This is a genomic window from Streptomyces sp. C36 (assembly GCF_040932295.1).
GTDB lineage: Bacteria > Actinomycetota > Actinomycetes > Streptomycetales > Streptomycetaceae > Streptomyces > Streptomyces triculaminicus.
Window position 1 is genome coordinate 445,677 of sequence record NZ_JBFQGI010000003.1, and the last position, 15,210, is coordinate 460,886.

Here is a 15,210-nt window from a genome sequence, read left to right on the forward strand (position 1 = left end):
GCCGCACCGGCCCTCAGCTCTCGCCGGTGTCCTCGCCCCGCTCCCGCGCGCTCTCCGCGACCCGGCGCAGCCGGGGGTGGCGGACCGGGCCGTGTTCGGTCAGCGCCTCGCCGACCATCGTGCGCAGCGCGTCCCCCAGCCCGTGCAGGGCGTGGTGCCGGGCCGGGCCCGCCCCCGGGTCGGTCCGCAGCTCCGTCAGCAGCGACCAGCACAGGGCGAGCATCACCAGCACGAACGGCAGTGCTACCAGGATCGTCGCCGACTGCAGCGACTTCAGGCCGCCCGCCACCAGCAGCACGGCCGCCACCGCCGCCATCAGCACGCCCCACACCACCACCAGCCAGGTGCGTGGGTGCAGCGCGCCCCGGCTGGAGAGCGAGCCCATCACCAGCGACGCGGAGTCGGCGCTGGTGATGAAGTAGGTCATCACCAGCGCCATCGCGATCCACGAGGTGAGCGTGGCCAGCGGCAGGGTGTCCAGCAGCGCGAACAGCGACGCCTCCGCGCCCTCCCGGACGGTCCCCGCCATGTCGGCGGTCCCGGTCATGTCCAGCCGCAGCGCGCTGCCGCCCATCACGCAGAACCACACCACCGTCGCCCCGCTGGGCACCAGCAGGACGCCGATGAGGAACTCGCGGATCGTCCGGCCGTGGGAGATGCGGGCGATGAACGTGCCGACGAACGGGGCCCAGGACAGCCACCACGCCCAGTAGAAGACCGTCCACGCGCCCAGCCACGCGGAGTCGGTGAACGCTCCGGTGCGGGTGGCCATGACCATGAGGTCGTGGAGGTAGCCGCCGGTGGCCGCCGGGATGGTGTTGAGGACGAAGACCGTCGGGCCGAGGAGGAAGACGAAGACCATCAGGCAGGCGGCCAGCGCGATGTTGAGGGTGCTCAGCCACTTCACGCCCTTGTGCAGCCCGGAGAAGGCCGAGAGCACGAACGCCGCCGACAGCGAGACGATGATGATCAGCTCCAGGGCGGTGGAGTCCTGGACGCCGGTGGTGATGTTCAGGCCCTTGGAGACCTGCAGGGCGCCCAGGCCCAGGCTGGTCGCGGTGCCGAAGACCGTGGCGAAGACGGCCAGCAGGTCGATGGCCCGGCCGGGCCAGCCGGCCGTCCGCTCCTCGCCGAGCAGCGGGACGAACACGGAGCTGAGGCGGTTGCCGCGGCCCTTGCGGAAGCCCGCGTAGGCCAGCGCGAGGCCCGCCATGCCGTAGATCGCCCAGGGGTGCAGGGTCCAGTGGAAGAAGGAGTACTCCAGGGCCGTACGGGCGGCGGCGGGGCTGCCGGGAGGCACGCCGCTGCCCGGGGGCGGGACGACGAAGTGCTGCAGCGGCTCCCCGACCCCGTAGAACATCAGGCCGATGCCCATGCCGGCGCTGAACATCATCGCGATCCACGCGAGATTGCCGAACTCCGGACCGGAGTCGTCCGCACCGAGCCTGATCCGCCCGAAACGGCTGACGGCGATCACCACGCACAGCACCAGGAAGGCGTCCGCCGCGATCACGAAGAGCCAGGCGAAATTGGACAGCACCCAGCTCAGGGCCGTCGTCGACACATGATCGAACGAGTGCTTGCCCAGCGCCGCCCATGCGACCACCGCCAGGACCGCGGCCCCGCCGATGACGACCAGCGGCATGTCCGGCGGCTCGTCCTTCGGCGTGCGCACATCAGTGCTCTCGGTGCTCATGACGCCCCACTATGGCCGGGAACGACCGGTTCGGCCGGGGTGGCACGCCGCCTCCGGGGCATGGGCGCGACGACAGTCCCCCGGGTAGGGTCACGGCGGCTTGACGCAGAGGTGGCAGAGGTGAGGGGAGGCACGGTGGCGGATACGACACGCCGACGACGCGTACTGGTGGCCCCGGACAAGTTCAAGGGGTCCTTGACGGCACTCGAGGTCGCCCGGCACGTGGGCGCCGGACTGCGGCGCGTCGCGCCGGACACGGCCGTGACCGCGCTGCCCGTCGCGGACGGCGGGGACGGCACGGTCGCGGCCGCGCTGGCCGCCGGGTTCGAGCGGCGCGCGGCGCGGGTGACCGGCCCGCTGGGAGAGCCGGTGGACGCGGCGTACGCGCTGCGCGGCGCCGACGGCACCGCCGTCGTGGAGATGGCCGAGGCCTCGGGGCTGCGGCTCCTGCCGGACGGCGCCTTCGCGCCGCTCACGGCCACCACGCGGGGCACCGGGGAGCTGCTGCTGGCCGCGCTGGACGCCGGCGCGCGCACCATCGTGCTGGGAGTGGGCGGCAGCGCCACCACCGACGGCGGAGCCGGCATGCTCGCCGCGCTCGGGGCACGGCTGACCGACGTGCGGGGGAGAACTCTGGCGCCGGGCGGCGCGGCCCTCGCGGCGCTGCACCACGCCGATCTGTCCGCGCTCGACGCACGGCTCGCCCGGACCTCCCTCGTGCTCGCCGGCGACGTCGACAATCCGCTCACGGGCCCGCGCGGGGCCGCGGCGGTCTACGGGCCGCAGAAGGGCGCCTCGCCCGAGGACGTGGCGGTGCTGGACGCCGCGCTCGCGCACTACGCGCGCGTGCTGGACGGCGGGGAGCTCGCCGGGGCGCGCGGAGCCGGGGCGGCGGGCGGGCTGGGCTACGGCGCCCTGGCCGGGCTGGGAGCGGCCTTCCGGCCGGGCATCGAGGTGATGCTCGAGGTGCTGGGGTTCCGCGCGGCGCTGGCGGGGGCGGACCTCGTCGTCACCGGGGAAGGCTCGCTGGACGAGCAGACGCTGCACGGCAAGGCGCCGGTGGGGGTGGCCCGGGCCTCGTCCGGTACGCCGGTGGTGGCCGTCTGCGGCCGGCTGGCTCTCGGCCCCGCCGCCCTCGCGGGCGCGGGCATCGAGCGCGCGTACGCCCTGACGGACCTGGAACCGGACCTCGGGCGGTGCGTGGCCCAGGCGGGCCCGCTGCTGGAGCTGTGCGCCGAGGCCATCGCGCGCGACCACCTCCGCTGAGCCCGGAGCTCCCACACGCCGAAACGGCGTGGGGCCCGGGCGATTCGCCCGGGCCCCACGCCGTTCGTTCGAAGCCGCGCGCAGCGCTACGGCAGCTGCGCGGCCCGTGCCTCGCGACGGTTGTCGCGGAAGGTGTTCACCCGGCGGGCCGTGGCGAACAGCGGGATCACCGCACCGAGGACGACCTGCAGGGCGCAGCCCGTCTGGAGCAGGAGCTCACCACCCGGCGCGTCGAAGGCCCAGGCAGCCAGCAGGCCCATGCTGAGCACGATCCAGCTGAGCATGGCCACGGCCAGCGGCCCGCGCGGCTTGGGGTACTCGACCCGGCTGACCATCAGCCACGCCACACCCATGATCGCGAGCAGCGTCGGCACGAAGGGCAGCTCCAGCAGCACGATCGAGACGACCGTCAGCGCGCCGAAGGGGCTCGGCATGCCCTGGAAGATCCCGTCCCGCAGCTGGACGCAGGAGAAGCGGGCGAGCCGCAGCACCACGGCCAGCAGGACCACGATGGCGGCGACCGCCGACACCCGCTGGTGGGCGTCGTCGGCGACCATGCCCCAGACGACCACGAAGTACGCGGGGGCCAGGCCGAAGCTGATCAGGTCCGAGAGGTTGTCCAGCTCCGCGCCCATCGCCGAGCTGCGCAGCTTGCGCGCCACGAGCCCGTCGAAGAGGTCGAAGACCGACGCGAGCAGCATCAGTATCACGGCGGTGGCCGCGCTGTGGCGGGCCATACCGCCGTCCTCGTTCCCCGTGAGGTGGGGGATGAGGACGCCGGTGGTGGTGAAGTACACCGCCATGAACCCGCAGATCGCGTTGCCCAGGGTGAGGGTGTCCGCTATCGACAGCCGAGTGGACAGCGGCATGTCGTCCGTGTCGTCGGCGTCCGCCTCGGGAACCCAGGCGGCCTGGGTGTCCGGCTCAATCGCGGTCAATGCGGGTCACCCCTGCCGTGGTGGCCTGGCCGACCTCGACCGCGACCTCGACGCCCTCGGGGAGGTAGATGTCGACGCGCGAGCCGAACCGGATCAGGCCGATACGGTCGCCCTGCTCCACCTTGGTGTCCGCGTCGATGTACGGCACGATGCGGCGGGCGACGGCGCCGGCGATCTGGACCATCTCGATGTCACCGAGCTCGGTGTCGAAGTGCCAGACGACGCGCTCGTTGTTCTCGCTCTCCTTGTTGAAAGCCGGAACGAACCCGCCGGGGATGTGCTCGACCGACGTCACCGTGCCGGACATCGGCGCGCGGTTGACGTGGACGTTGAGCGGGCTCATGAAGATCGCGACGCGGGTTCGTCCGTCCTTCCAGGGCATGATGCTCTGCACCACGCCGTCGGCCGGGCTGATGACCCGGCCCTGGGCGATCTCGCGATCGGGGTCGCGGAAGAACCACAGCATGCCCGCCGCGAGCGCGGTGGTGGGCACGGCCAGCGCCGCCCAGCGGCCGGAACGGCGGGCCTGGGAGAGGCTGACCGCGGCGGTGGCGACGGTCGGCAGGAGCCACGGCGATGCTCCGCGCGCGAGGCGTACGCCGCGGAGGCTGACGCGAGGTGCAGAGGAAGAGCTGTGGGGCATGGGTGACCTTCGTAGCGGAGGGTGCCGCGAACGATCGGGGGACGGCGGCTTTCCGGGATGCTATCGGTTGCGGGTGGCAACTGGCTAAGCGCCAGGGCCAGTCGATGGCCGAACAGTGATGACAGTGTGTGATCTTCTTCTCTGTTGTAAAGCCGCCAAATCTCCCTAAATCAGACAATTACCCGTGGATTCGGTAGTCCTCGAGCAGTCGGCGCCCGATGATCATTTTCTGGATCTCGGCCGTACCTTCACCGATCAGAAGCATCGGCGCCTCCCGGTAGAGACGCTCGATCTCGTACTCCTTCGAGAAGCCGTAGCCGCCGTGGATGCGGAAGGCGTCCTCGACGACCTCCTTGCAGTACTCGGAGGCCAGGTATTTGGCCATTCCGGCCTCGAGGTCGTTGCGCTGACCCGAGTCCTTCTTGCGCGCCGCGTTCACCATCATCGCATGGGCGGCTTCGACCTTCGTAGCCATTTCTGCCAATTTGAACTGAATGGCCTGATGCTGGGCGATGGCCTTTCCGAAGGTGTGACGCTGCTGGGCGTAGGAAACGCCCAGTTCGAAGGCACGCTGTGCGACGCCGCAGCCACGCGCCGCGACGTTCACCCGCCCCACCTCGACGCCGTCCATCATCTGGTAGAAGCCGCGGCCGGTGGCCCCGCCGAGGACCCGGTCGGCCGGAACGCGCAGGCCGTCCATGATCAGTTCGGTGGTGTCGACGCCCTTGTAGCCCATCTTCTCGATCTTGCCGGGGATGGTCAGACCCGGCTTGACCTGCCCGAATCCAGGCTCCTTCTCGATCAGGAAGGTGGTCATCGACTTATGCGGCGCGGTCCCCTCGGGGTGCCCCTCGTCCGTGCGGCACAGCACCGCCACCAGGGTCGAGGAGCCGCCGTTGGTCAGCCACATCTTCTGGCCGGTCAGCAGGAAGTCGTCGCCGTCCCGCACACCCTTGGATGTGATGGCCGACACATCCGAGCCCAGCCCCGGCTCCGACATCGAGAACGCGCCCCGGACCTCGCCCGCCGCCATCCGCGGCAGGAAATGATCCTTCTGTTCCCGGGTGCCGTGCTGCTTGAGCATGTAGGCCACGATGAAGTGCGTATTGATGATTCCCGACACACTCATCCAGCCCCGGGCGATCTCCTCGACGCACAGCGCGTATGTGAGAAGAGACTCACCCAGCCCGCCGTACTCCTCGGGGATCATCAGGCCGAACAGGCCGAGTTCCTTCAGCCCCTCAACTATCCGGGTGGGGTATTCGTCGCGGTGCTCCAGCTCGGTGGCGACCGGAATGATCTCTTTGTCGACGAATTCGCGGACGGTCGCGAGGATTTCCCGCTGGACGTCCGTCAGTCCTTCGGTCTGCGCCAGGCGGCCCATGCTCACTTCTCCCGGATGATCGGCTCGGGGCGGCCGGGCTGTTCCCCGCCGCGCTCCTTGACGTATGTGGCGGTGGGGACCATCACCTTGCGCCGGAAGACGCAGACGACGGTGCCGTCCTGCTTGTAGCCGATGGTCTCGACGTGGACGATCCCGCGGTCGCTCTTCGACCGTGAGGGCGTCTTGTCGAGCACCTTCGTCTCGCCGTAGATCGTGTCGCCGTGGAAGGTCGGCGCGATGTGCTTCAGCGACTCGACCTCGAGATTGGCGATCGCCTTGCCCGAGACGTCGGGCACGGACATGCCCAGCAGCAGGGAGTAGATGTAGTTGCCCACCACCACGTTCCGGCCGAAATCCGTCGTCTTCTCGGCGTAATTGCTGTCCATGTGCAGCGGGTGGTGGTTCATCGTCAGCAGGCAGAAGAGGTGGTCGTCGTATTCCGTGACCGTCTTGCCGGGCCAGTGCTTGTAGACGTCGCCCACGGTGAACTCTTCGAAGGTGCGGCCGAATCGCATCGCGCTCATGCCTCCGGGATCTCGAACTTGGACGTACGGGTCATCCCGGCCGCCCGCCCCTTGCCGGCGATGACCAGTGCCATCTTGCGGCTCGCCTCGTCGATCATCTCGTCGCCGAGCATGGCCGAACCCTTCTTGCCGCCCGCCTCGGAGGTGCACCAGTCGTACGCGTCCAGGATCAGCTCGGCGTGGTCGTAGTCGTCCTGGGAGGGCGAGAAGACCTCGTTGGCGGCCTCCACCTGGCCCGGGTGCAGCACCCACTTGCCGTCGAAGCCCAGCGCCGCCGCCCGGCCCGCGACCTCCTTGTAGCCGTCGACGTTCTTGATCTGCAGGTACGGGCCGTCGATGGCCTGCAGGTCGTGGGCGCGGGCGGCCATCAGGATCCGCATGAGGATGTAGTGGTAGGCGTCCGCCGGGTAGCCGGGCGGCTGCTCGCCGACGACCAGGGACTTCATGTTGATCGAGGCCATGAAGTCGGCCGGGCCGAAGATGATCGTCTCCAGGCGCGGCGAGGCGGCGGCGATCTCGTCGACGTTCACCAGACCCTTGGCGTTCTCGATCTGCGCCTCGATGCCGATGCGGCCGACCTCGAAGCCCATGGTCTTCTCGATCTGCGTCAGCAGCAGGTCCAGCGCGATCACCTGCTGGGCGTCCTGCACCTTGGGCAGCATGATGCAGTCGAGGTTGGGGCCGGCGCCCTCGACGACCGTGATCACGTCGCGGTAGGTCCAGTGCGTCGTCCAGTCGTTGACCCGGACGACCGTGGTCTTGCCCGTCCAGTCGCCGTTGTTGAGCGCGTCGACGATCGTGTGCCGGGCGCCCTCCTTGGCCAGCGGCGCGCACGCGTCCTCGAGGTCCAGGAAGACCTGGTCGGCGGGGAGCCCCTGGGCCTTCTCCAGGAAGCGGGGGTTGCTGCCGGGGACGGCGAGGCAGGAGCGGCGGGGGCGCAGCCGGTTGACAGGAGAGGACGTGCTCATGCGGAGACCTCCAGGGGGTCGAGCTGGTTCGCTGTGCGGATCTCGTCGACGATACGGCCGATGATCTCCGTGATACCGAAGTCCTTAGGGGTGAAGACCGCGGCCACTCCGGCCGCCCGCAGGGCGGTCGCGTCGGCCGACGGGATGATGCCACCGACGATGACGGGCATGTCGCGCGCCCCCGCCGCACGCAGCCGGGCCAGCACGTCGGGGACGAGCTCGGCGTGCGAGCCGGAGAGGATGGACAGGCCCACGCAGTGCACGTCCTCGGCGACGGCCGCCGAGACGATCTGCTCGGGGGTGAGCCGGATGCCCTGGTAGACCACCTCGAACCCGGCGTCGCGGGCCCGTACGGCGATCTGCTCGGCGCCGTTGGAGTGCCCGTCCAGGCCGGGCTTGCCCACCAGCAGCCGCAGCCGTCCGGTGCCCAGCTCCTCGGCGGTACGGGCGACCTTGGCGCGTACGGCCGCCAGCGGCGTGCCCGCCTCGGCGGTCACGGCCAGCGGGGCGCCGCTGACGCCCGTGGGGGCGCGGAACTCGCCGAAGACGTCCCGCAGGGCCCAGGACCACTCGCCGGTCGTCACGCCGGCGCGCACGCACTCCAGGGTGGCGGCCATCAGGTTGTCCGAGCCCGCCGCGGCCTTCTTCAGGTCCGACAGCGCCTCCTGGGCACGGCCCTCGTCGCGGTCGTCGCGCCAGGAGTGCAGGGCGGCGACGACCCGGGCCTCGCCCGCCGGGTCGACGGTCATGATGGCGGTGTCGAGGTCGGCGGTGAGCGGGTTGGGCTCGGTGGACTCGTAGCAGTTGACGCCGACGATGCGCTCCTCGCCGGCCTCGATCCGGGCCCGCCGCTCGGCGTGCGAGGAGACCAGCTGCGACTTGAGGTAGCCGGACTCCACGGCCGCCATCGCCCCGCCCATCTCCTGGATCCGGGCGATCTCGGCCAGGCACTCCTCGACCAGGGCGCCGACCTTGGCCTCGATCACGTGCGATCCCTCGAAGATGTCCTCGTACTCCAGCAGGTCGCTCTCGTGCGCGAGGACCTGCTGGATGCGCAGCGACCACTGCTGGTCCCAGGGGCGGGGCAGGCCCAGCGCCTCGTTCCAGGCGGGCAGCTGCACGGCGCGGGCGCGGGCGTCCTTGGAGAGGGTGACGGCCAGCATCTCCAGGACGATGCGCTGGACGTTGTTCTCCGGCTGGGCCTCGGTCAGGCCCAGGGAGTTGACCTGGACGCCGTAGCGGAAGCGGCGCTGCTTGGGGTTCTCGATGCCGTAGCGCTCCCGGGTGATGTGCTCCCAGATGCGGCCGAAGGCGCGCATCTTGCACATCTCCTCGATGAACCGGACGCCGGCGTTGACGAAGAACGAGATGCGGGCGACGACGTCGCCCCGGCGCTCCTCGGGCACCTGTCCGGAGGCGAACACCGCGTCGAGCACGGCGATCGCGGTGGACATCGCGTAGGAGATCTCCTGAACCGGGGTGGCCCCCGCCTCCTGCAGGTGGTAGCTGCAGATGTTGATGGGGTTCCACTTGGGGATGTGGTTCACCGTGTAGGTGATCATGTCCGTGGTCAGCCGCAGGCTGGGGCCCGGCGGGAAGACGTGCGTCCCGCGCGAGAGGTACTCCTTGACGATGTCGTTCTGCGTCGTGCCCTGCAGCTTGGTGACGTCGGCGCCCTGCTCCTCCGCGACCACCTGGTACATGGCCAGCAGCCACATGGCGGTGGCGTTGATGGTCATGGAGGTGTTCATCTGCTCCAGCGGGATGTCCTGGAACAGCCGCCGCATGTCACCGAGATGGGAGACCGGGACCCCGACCCGCCCGACCTCGCCGCGGGCGAGGACGTGGTCGGGGTCGTATCCGGTCTGCGTCGGGAGGTCGAACGCGACCGACAGGCCGGTCTGCCCCTTGGCGAGGTTGCGCCGGTAGAGCTCGTTGGACGCCTCGGCCGTGGAGTGCCCGGCGTACGTCCGCATCAGCCACGGACGATCCTTCTGACGCTCAGTCATGTATCGGGCCGTCTCTCAGATCTCAGACGTTACGGAATCGGTTGATCGCTTCCAGGTGTCGCTCGCGCATCTCGTGGTCGCGCACCCCCATGCCCTCCTCCGGCGCCAGGCAGAGCACGCCGACCTTGCCCTGGTGGAGGTTGCGGTGGACGTCGTACGCGGCCTGGCCGGTGTCGGCGAGCGCGTAGGTCTTCGACAGGGTGGGGTGGATCTTCCCCTTGGCGACCAGGCGGTTGGCCTCCCACGCCTCGCGGTAGTTGGCGAAGTGCGAGCCCACGATGCGCTTGAGGGACATCCACAGGTAGCGGTTGTCGTACTCGTGGTTGTAGCCGGAGGTCGAGGCGCAGGTGACGATCGTGCCGCCCTTGCGGGTGACGTACACCGAGGCGCCGAAGGTCTCGCGGCCCGGGTGCTCGAAGACGATGTCCACGTCCTCGCCGCCGGTCAGCTCGCGGATGCGCTTGCCGAACCGCTTCCACTCGCGCTGGTCCTGGTGGTGCTCGTCCTTCCAGAACCGGTAGCCCTCGGCACTGCGGTCGATGATCGCCTCGGCGCCCATCCGGCGGCAGATCTCCGCCTTCTGCTCGCTGGAGACCACACAGATCGGGTTCGCCCCGCCGGCGAGCGCGAACTGCGTGGCGTACGAACCCAGTCCGCCGCTCGCGCCCCAGATCAGGACGTTGTCGCCCTGCTTCATCCCGGCACCGTTGCGGGAGACCAGCTGGCGGTAGGCGGTGGAGTTGACCAGCCCGGGGGCCGCGGCCTCCTCCCAGCTCAGGTGCTGGGGCTTGGGCATCAGCTGGTTGGACTTCACCAGCGCGATCTCCGCCAGGCCGCCGAAGTTGGTCTCGAAGCCCCAGATCCGCTGCTCCGGGTCCAGCATGGTGTCGTTGTGCCCGTCGGCGGACTCCAGCTCCACCGACAGGCAGTGGGCGACGACCTCGTCGCCGGGCCGCCAGGCGTTGACGCCGGGGCCGGTGCGCAGCACCACGCCCGCCAGGTCGGAGCCGATGACGTGGTACGGCAGGTCGTGCCGCTTGCCGAGCGGCGACAGCTTGCCGTAGCGCTCGAGGAAGGCGAAGGTCGAGACCGGCTCGAAGATCGAGGTCCAGACCGAGTTGTAGTTCACGGAGCTGGCCATGACGGCCACGAGTGCCTCGCCGGGGCCCAGTTCGGGCACCGGCACCTCCTCCACGTGCAGCGACTTGCGGGGATCCTTCTCCCGGGTGGTGAGCCCGGCGAACATCTCCGCCTCGTCCTTGTGCACGGTGACCGCGCGGTACGACTCGGGGACCGGCAGGGCGGCGAAGTCCTGGGGGCTGGCGTCCGACGCGAGGATGGCGTCGAGTATCTGGTTCACGGATTGCCTCCGGCGAAGCACGTCGGGGAACGGGCTTGAGGGAACGTCGGGGGATGGCGAAGCGGTGGTGCCGTCGGTTCGGCGGGTGGTGCGCGGGTGGTGCTCGGCGGCGCGGGTGAGCGCTCGAGGGGCCTGGTGACGCAGGCATCCGGGCGCACAAATCGCTTGTGGGGACAGCCGGCACACGACGGTTTGGGTCTGCGTGCCGGCCGCCCGGACACCCACAACGTATGGCACCGCGTGCCACTCGACAAGACACTGGGTGCCAACAATTTCTCTCAGATGTCATCTCGAGGGCACGCATGAGCAACAACGGCCGCCCCGATGGGGCGGCCGTTGTCCGTATATAAGAGCTTTTGCCCTGCTTCTTGTTGCCTGTTTCTTGTTGCCTACTTCTTCTTGAGGGCCTTCTCGATCACGCGCATGACCTCGTCCAGTGGCGCGTCCGTACGGGCCACCGTCACCAGCACCTCGCCCTCGGTCCGCGCCGAGGCCGGCGGTGTCCCCTCCGCGCCCGTACGCCCCGAACCGATGCCCGCGCCGAACGTCTCCCGCACGATCGCGAAGGCGTGGTCGAGCTGGGCCTCCACGTCGCCCTCGCCCCCGCTGCGCAGCCAGCGCCGCAGGACGTGGTTGTGCGCGGTGACCACCGCGGAGGCGGCGACCTCGGCGAGCAGCGGGTCGTCGTCGCCCACGTGGTGGGCCCGCTCGTCGAAGTGGCCGAGCAGGTAACGGGTGAACAGCCGCTCGTAGCGGGCCACCGAGGCGATCTCGCGCTCGCGCAGCGCGGGCACCTCGCGGGTCAGGCGGTAGCGCTCGACGGAGACGGCCGGGGAGGCCGCGTACATCCGCATGACCTCCTTGATGCCCCGGCAGACGGTGTCCAGGGGGTTCTCGTGCGGCGGTGCGGCGTCCAGCACGCCCGCCGCGCGCACGAGCGTGTCGTCGTGGTCGGGGAAGATGGCCTCTTCCTTGGAGCGGAAGTGACGGAAGAACGTCCGGCGGGCGACGCCGGCCGCGGCCGCGATCTCGTCGACGGTGGTCGCCTCGTAGCCCTTGGTCGCGAACAACTCCATGGCGGCCGCGGCGAGTTTGCGGCGCATGGTGAGCCGTTGGGCCGCGGCGCGGCGGGATCCGGCGCTCTCGGGGCCGGTCCCCTTCCGGGCGTTCGATACCTTCGGGCCCTCGGCTCCCTGGGACTCGGTGGTGGCGGCCCCGCGCGGCGCGCGGGCGGACTTGGCGGGCTGGGACATGTGGGGAACGTAACACGCGGTGGTATGGGCGTGCCGGGGCGGACTGCCGGCCGGTTCGAGCAGTCCGCCCCAGCCCGCCTGATCTGCGGGCACGGCCCGGTCAGGCCTTCGCGTACTCGCGGAAGCCGCGCCCGGTCTTACGGCCCAGGCACCCCGCCGCCACCAGGTGCTCCAGCAGCGGCGCGGGCGCGAGGCCCGGCTCGCGGAACTCGCGGTGCAGCACCTTCTCGATGGCCAGCGAGACGTCCAGGCCCACGACGTCCAGCAGCTCGAAGGGGCCCATGGGATAGCCGCCGCCCAGCTTCATCGCCGCGTCGATCTCGTCCAGCGACGCGTAGTGCTCCTCCACCATCTTCACGGCGTTGTTGAGGTAGGGGAACAGCAGCGCGTTGACGATGAACCCCGCCCGGTCGCCGCAGTCCACCGCGTGCTTGCGGACCCGCGCGCACACCGCGCGGACGGTGGCGTGCACGTCGTCGGCCGTCAGGACCGTACGGACCACCTCGACGAGCTTCATCGCGGGTGCCGGGTTGAAGAAGTGCATGCCGATGACGTCCTGCGGCCGCGAGGTGGCGCGGGCGCAGGCGACCACGGGCAGCGAGGAGGTGGTGGTGGCCAGCACCGCGCCGGGCTTGCAGATCTTGTCCAGCGTGGCGAACAGCTGCCGCTTGACCTCCAGGTCCTCCGCCACCGCCTCGACGGCCAGGTCCACTTCCGCCAGCGCGTCGAGCGAGCCGGCCGGGGTGACGAGGGCGAGCGCGGTGTCCCGTTCGGCGGCCGTCAGCCGGCCCTTCTCCACCGAGCGCGCCAGGGACTTCTCCACGCGCGCCCTGGCCGCCTCCGCCTTGCCGAGCGTGCGCGCGGCGAGCACCACCGGATACCCGGCCTTGGCGAACACCTCGGCGATGCCGCTCGCCATCGTCCCCGAGCCCGCGACCCCGACCGACCGCACCTCGCGGACCGCCGACCGGCCGCCGTCGGGGTGCGGGGTGTCCGCGTCCGGCACCACGGTGGCGGAGCCCGGGCCCTCGTAGGTGTAGAAGCCGCGGCCCGCCTTACGGCCGGTCAGCCCGGCGGCCGTGAGCTGCCCGAGCACCGGCGCGGGCGCGTGCAGCCGGTCGTGCGAGGCGGCGTACATCGCCTCCAGCACCGTGCGCGCGGTGTCGATGCCGATCAGGTCCAGCAGCGCCAGCGGGCCCATCGGCAGCCCGCAGCCCAGCCGCATCGCCGCGTCGATGTCCTCGCGGGTGGCGTAGCGCGCCTCGTACATGGCGGCCGCCTGGTTCAGATAGCCGAACAGCAGCCCGTCGGCCACGAACCCCGGCCGGTCGCCCACCGCCACCGGCTCCTTGCCCAGCTCGTGGGCGAGTTCGGTGACGGCGCCGACCGCGTCCGGCGCCGTGAGCACGGAGGAGACGATCTCGACGAGCTTCATCGCGGGCGCCGGGTTGAAGAAGTGCAGGCCCAGGACGCGTTCGGGGCGGGCGGAGTCGGCGGCGAGCCGGGTCACCGACAGCGCGTTGGTGCCCGTCGCGAGGATGGCGGTGGGGCGGACGACGGCGTCGAGGGCGGTGAACACCTCGTGCTTGAGGTCGTAGTCCTCGGGCACGACCTCGATCACCAGGTCGGCGTCGGCGGCCGCGCTCAGTTCGCGGGCGGTGCGGAAGCGGCCCAGCGCGGCCCGCCGGTCGGCCTCGGTGATCCGGCCGCGCTCGACCGCGCGGGCGGTGGCGGCCTCCAGCGCCGCCCCGGCCCGCAGCGCGGCGGCGTCGCTGATGTCGATGCCGACGACGGTACGGCCGGAGAGGGCGAGCACTTCGGCGATGCCGGTGCCCATGGTGCCGAGGCCGATCACGGCGACGGTCCCGATGGACGAGGCGGAGCGGGGAGGGGACGGCTCGGAGGCGGAGGTGCGGTCCATCGCGTAACTCCAGGGAATGTCCCCCGGGCGAGGAGCGCGCGGGGGAGTCGGCGGTTGGCGGCCCCGGCGAGGGGGCGACGACTGGGAGTTTCCGCGGACGGGTAAGGGGCGTCCACGGAGAGGGAGTCGAGCGACCGGCGGGGCCCTGTCCCGGGGCCGTGCCGTACTCGGTGCCGAACCGACGAACCGGCGAGGAGGCCGGCGCTTCACGGCCGCGTCACCGGCCGTCGGAGCGGGGGTACCGCTCCTGCCGGGGAGATTAACCCACCGGTAACCAAGAGCGCCAGGGGGCGGCCGGGCGACTTACCATGTGGCGCAGGCCACTCGGGGAGGAGAGCGGGAAATGGAAGAGGAATTCCGCGCGCTGCTGAAGAGGGTACGGGCCGAACTGGTCTCCCCGGCCGAGTTCTCGGCGTACGAGAGGCTGCTCGCGCTCGTGCGCACCGACACCCGCGCCGCCCACGACGCGCTGGCCGGCGTCCTGACGGCCCCCGAACAGCCGCTGTGGGCCCGCGAGATCGCCGCCTTCGTCCTCGGCGGCAAGGGCGACCGGCGGGCCTTCGAGACGCTCGTCCTCCTCCTCAACTACCGCGAGCCCGTGCGGTGCGCCACCGCCGCCCACGCCCTGGCCCGCCTGCGCGACCCGCGCACGGGCCGCGCCGCCGCCGCGCTGGCCACCAACCCGCTGCGCACGGCCTACGCCCTGTACCCCGTCCGCCTGCTCACCGAGCTCCGGGCGCCCGAGTCCGTGCCCGCCCTGCTCTCGACCCTGGAACGGCTGCTCGCCGCCCGCGACCACTGCTGGCCGGTCGCCCGCGCCTGCGTCGAGGGCCTGGGCGTCCTCGGCGACCGCCGGGCCGAGGCCGCGCTGGTCGCCGCCCGCGAACACGAACGGCTGCGCCCCGCCGCCGTCGCGGCCCTGGCCAGGCTCCGCGGCCCGGGCGACTCGGCGCTGCCGGGAGCGCGTCCCGGGCGCTCGTAGAAACGGCGGGCGCGCGCGTCGCCCTTCAGTACCCACACCACCATGCGCGCGTATCCGCGCTGCCGCGCGCCCTCGAGCGCCGCGAGGTCCGTTCCGGACCTTTCGGATGCGCGTCACGGGGGAACGCCAGTGCGCGCGGTCCGACCGGAGGAAGAACGTATGTATGTACGTAAAAGGTGCGACCCCGGATTTGGGTGGGTGTGGCGATGGTGGTTGGCTTGGCCGGCACAAGCAGGTACGGCAAGCACCGAAATTCTTCATCGTCC

Annotated in this window: 12 protein-coding genes; 2 read left to right on the forward strand and 10 right to left on the reverse strand. The window is 71.0% G+C overall.

Annotation, left to right across the window (positions count from 1 at the left end; translation table 11 throughout):
- Positions 1 to 13: 13 nt before the first annotated feature.
- Positions 14 to 1,696: a BCCT family transporter gene (locus AB4K12_RS11815; protein WP_368434161.1), complete on the reverse strand. Its 1,683-nt coding sequence runs from the start codon at positions 1,694 to 1,696 to the stop codon at positions 14 to 16.
- A gap of 135 nt (positions 1,697 to 1,831) precedes the next feature.
- Here AB4K12_RS11815 and AB4K12_RS11820 point away from each other — a divergent pair, with 135 nt between their 5' ends.
- Positions 1,832 to 2,962, forward strand: a complete 1,131-nt coding sequence (locus AB4K12_RS11820; protein WP_368434162.1) for a glycerate kinase — start codon at positions 1,832 to 1,834, stop codon at positions 2,960 to 2,962.
- An 86-nt stretch (positions 2,963 to 3,048) separates the two neighbouring features.
- Here AB4K12_RS11820 and pssA read toward each other — a convergent pair whose 3' ends face one another.
- The 9 genes from pssA to AB4K12_RS11865 form a co-directional block, all read right to left on the reverse strand.
- Positions 3,049 to 3,900 (reverse strand): CDP-diacylglycerol--serine O-phosphatidyltransferase, encoded by an 852-nt coding sequence (gene pssA / locus AB4K12_RS11825; RefSeq protein WP_086570648.1) that lies wholly within the window; start codon positions 3,898 to 3,900, stop codon positions 3,049 to 3,051.
- Entirely contained in the window at positions 3,887 to 4,543 is a 657-nt protein-coding gene (locus tag AB4K12_RS11830; protein ID WP_086570646.1) for a phosphatidylserine decarboxylase, read from the reverse strand. Before AB4K12_RS11830 ends, pssA begins: the two co-directional genes overlap by 14 nt.
- A 178-nt stretch (positions 4,544 to 4,721) precedes the next feature.
- Positions 4,722 to 5,927: an acyl-CoA dehydrogenase family protein gene (locus AB4K12_RS11835; protein WP_086570644.1), complete on the reverse strand. Its 1,206-nt coding sequence runs from the start codon at positions 5,925 to 5,927 to the stop codon at positions 4,722 to 4,724.
- Positions 5,928 to 5,929: 2 nt separating this feature from the next.
- Positions 5,930 to 6,442 (reverse strand): MaoC family dehydratase, encoded by a 513-nt coding sequence (locus AB4K12_RS11840; RefSeq protein ID WP_362252788.1) that lies wholly within the window; start codon positions 6,440 to 6,442, stop codon positions 5,930 to 5,932.
- Between the two features lie 5 nt (positions 6,443 to 6,447).
- Complete coding sequence (locus AB4K12_RS11845; protein ID WP_362252231.1) at positions 6,448 to 7,419, reverse strand: CoA ester lyase; 972 nt, start codon at positions 7,417 to 7,419, stop codon at positions 6,448 to 6,450.
- Positions 7,416 to 9,428 (reverse strand): protein meaA, encoded by a 2,013-nt coding sequence (locus AB4K12_RS11850; RefSeq protein WP_368434163.1) that lies wholly within the window; start codon positions 9,426 to 9,428, stop codon positions 7,416 to 7,418. Before AB4K12_RS11850 ends, AB4K12_RS11845 begins: the two co-directional genes overlap by 4 nt.
- Before the next feature lie 22 nt (positions 9,429 to 9,450).
- Positions 9,451 to 10,788 (reverse strand): crotonyl-CoA carboxylase/reductase, encoded by a 1,338-nt coding sequence (gene ccrA, locus AB4K12_RS11855; RefSeq protein ID WP_368434164.1) that lies wholly within the window; start codon positions 10,786 to 10,788, stop codon positions 9,451 to 9,453.
- A gap of 389 nt (positions 10,789 to 11,177) precedes the next feature.
- On the reverse strand, positions 11,178 to 12,041 hold the full coding sequence (locus AB4K12_RS11860) for a TetR family transcriptional regulator (RefSeq protein WP_086574308.1): 864 nt from the start codon (positions 12,039 to 12,041) through the stop codon (positions 11,178 to 11,180).
- Positions 12,042 to 12,141: 100 nt separating this feature from the next.
- Entirely contained in the window at positions 12,142 to 13,962 is a 1,821-nt protein-coding gene (locus AB4K12_RS11865; protein WP_368434165.1) for a 3-hydroxyacyl-CoA dehydrogenase family protein, read from the reverse strand.
- Positions 13,963 to 14,305: 343 nt separating this feature from the next.
- On the opposite strand from AB4K12_RS11865, the gene AB4K12_RS11870 reads away from it, so the two are divergent.
- Positions 14,306 to 14,944: a HEAT repeat domain-containing protein gene (locus tag AB4K12_RS11870; RefSeq protein WP_368434166.1), complete on the forward strand. Its 639-nt coding sequence runs from the start codon at positions 14,306 to 14,308 to the stop codon at positions 14,942 to 14,944.
- The last annotated feature ends 266 nt before the right edge of the window (positions 14,945 to 15,210 follow it).

What these genes read in the sequence shown, in the direction of transcription:
- AB4K12_RS11845 (WP_362252231.1), bottom strand. Translation starts at nt 7,419, where the DNA reads ATGAGCACGTCCTCTCCTGTCAACCGGCTGCGCCCCCGCCGCTCCTGC.
- AB4K12_RS11860 (WP_086574308.1), bottom strand. Translation starts at nt 12,041, where the DNA reads ATGTCCCAGCCCGCCAAGTCCGCCCGCGCGCCGCGCGGGGCCGCCACC.
- AB4K12_RS11850 (WP_368434163.1), bottom strand. Translation starts at nt 9,428, where the DNA reads ATGACTGAGCGTCAGAAGGATCGTCCGTGGCTGATGCGGACGTACGCC.
- AB4K12_RS11835 (WP_086570644.1), bottom strand. Translation starts at nt 5,927, where the DNA reads ATGGGCCGCCTGGCGCAGACCGAAGGACTGACGGACGTCCAGCGGGAA.
- AB4K12_RS11815 (WP_368434161.1), bottom strand. Translation starts at nt 1,696, where the DNA reads ATGAGCACCGAGAGCACTGATGTGCGCACGCCGAAGGACGAGCCGCCG.
- AB4K12_RS11840 (WP_362252788.1), bottom strand. Translation starts at nt 6,442, where the DNA reads ATGCGATTCGGCCGCACCTTCGAAGAGTTCACCGTGGGCGACGTCTAC.
- AB4K12_RS11865 (WP_368434165.1), bottom strand. Translation starts at nt 13,962, where the DNA reads ATGGACCGCACCTCCGCCTCCGAGCCGTCCCCTCCCCGCTCCGCCTCG.
- AB4K12_RS11870 (WP_368434166.1), top strand. Translation starts at nt 14,306, where the DNA reads ATGGAAGAGGAATTCCGCGCGCTGCTGAAGAGGGTACGGGCCGAACTG.
- AB4K12_RS11830 (WP_086570646.1), bottom strand. Translation starts at nt 4,543, where the DNA reads ATGCCCCACAGCTCTTCCTCTGCACCTCGCGTCAGCCTCCGCGGCGTA.